The 1,265-nt window shown below is 47.7% G+C and carries 1 protein-coding gene; it reads right to left on the bottom strand.

The features are described from left to right. Positions 1 to 1,199: IS256 family transposase (locus tag BUF15_RS26490; RefSeq protein ID WP_073617398.1), on the bottom strand; the 1,199-nt coding region annotated here is incomplete at its 3' end. Positions 1,200 to 1,265: the final 66 nt, after the last annotated feature.

The following is a 1,265-nucleotide window of genomic DNA, read 5'->3' as shown; positions in this document are numbered from 1 at the left end:
TCTTGATCCAGCCGCCCTTCGAAAAAAATCGCCAGCTGAGAAACAGACAGCGACCAGTTCTGAATAGGCATTGTCCACTTCTTCTGGGCATTCTGAATTCCGAGGTATAACAATTTCAGCAGGCTGTCCTGATTCGGGAACGCCCCTTTGGTCTTAGTTAATTTCCGAAACTGACGGTGAACCGCCTCTATGGTATTGGTGGTATAGATGATCCTCCTTATGTCATCAGGATATTTGAAATATTGACTCAGTCGCTCCCAATTATTTCGCCAGGATCTGATCACAATCGGGTACTTGCTGTTCCACTTTGACTCCAGGGCATCGAGCTCCACCTCGGCTATATCCTTACTGTTTGCCTTGTATACCCGCTTGAGGTCGACCATGAACTCTTTTTGGTTCTTTGAGGCTACATACTTCAAGGAGTTGCGAATCTGGTGGACGACGCAGAGCTGTACCTCAGTCTTTGGGAAAATTGCCTCTATCGCCTCAGGAAATCCTTTCAGGCCGTCAATGCAGGCAATGAGGATGTCCTCTACCCCCCTGTTGGCAAGATCAGTGAGTACCTGCAGCCAGAAGTTTGCACCTTCGTTCTCAGAAATATACAAACCGAGAACGTCTTTTCGTCCCTCCAGATTCACCCCGAGGATCGTGTACACCGCCTTACTTACTACTCTACCGTTTTCGTGGACTTTATAATGAATCGCATCAAGCCAAACAACAGGATATATCGACTCCAAAGGGCGGGCCCGCCATCGTTTGACCGTCTCAATGATCTTGTCCGTGATAGCGGTTAGGGCACCTGTGGAAATCTCTACACCGTACATCTCCTGCAGGTGACCGGAGATATCCTTGTAGCTCATCCCAAGACCATAGAGTGCGAGGATCTTCTGTTCCAATTCGTCACTCATGGTGGTCTGATGCTTTTTCACGAATTGAGGTGAGAAGTTCCCTTCACGATCCCGAGGAGTATTTAGCTCAAAGCTGCCATTCATGGATTTGATAGTCTTTTTGCTTTTACCATTACGGCGGTTTGCGGTGATATCCTGTTTGAGGTGGGAATCCAGTTCTGCTTCAAGAGCTGCCTCGGTGAGCTGTTTGATCAGCGGAGTAAGGATACCCTCCTTACCCATGAGAGCCTTGCCCTCCTGGAGGTCTTTAAGGGCACGGTTAAAATCGAATTCTGGTTGATCTTCTGTCATGTCAGTCTCCTTTGTCAGCTGTATATATCAGCTCTTGTTAACTGACACAAAATTTTGAACGCCCTC

Origin of the sequence: Desulfopila aestuarii DSM 18488 (assembly GCF_900143695.1) — a bacterium.
In the GTDB taxonomy this organism is placed as follows: domain Bacteria; phylum Desulfobacterota; class Desulfobulbia; order Desulfobulbales; family Desulfocapsaceae; genus Desulfopila; species Desulfopila aestuarii.
This window is presented reverse-complemented; position numbering and strand designations above follow the sequence as displayed.